This window comes from Pseudoneobacillus rhizolycopersici (assembly GCF_054786815.1).
Map to the genome: position 1 here is coordinate 1 of NZ_JBTOOE010000212.1, position 244 is coordinate 244.

At 50.0% G+C, this 244-nt stretch carries 1 protein-coding gene; it reads left to right on the forward strand.

Going from position 1 to position 244, the window contains the following annotated elements; genetic code table 11:
- The coding region (locus ACX9YW_RS23475; RefSeq protein WP_460351203.1) for a 50S ribosomal protein L6 at window positions 1-217 on the forward strand (217 nt) is incomplete at its 5' end.
- Window positions 218-244: the final 27 nt, after the last annotated feature.

A 244-nucleotide genomic window follows, 5' to 3' on the forward strand; every position in this document is an offset into this window, starting at 1 on the left:
CTCCCACCCGGTTGAAATCGTTCCGGACAACGGCGTCGAATTCGAACTGCCGTCCCAAACGAAAATCATCGTTCGCGGTATCGACAAAGAGCTCGTAGGTGCTACGGCTGCTAAGATCCGTGCAGTACGCGAACCAGAACCTTACAAAGGTAAAGGTATTAAGTACGAAGGCGAACGTATCCTCCGCAAAGAGGGTAAAGTCGGTAAGAAGAAATAAGTCGCTTAACAGTCGGCTTATCCCGAT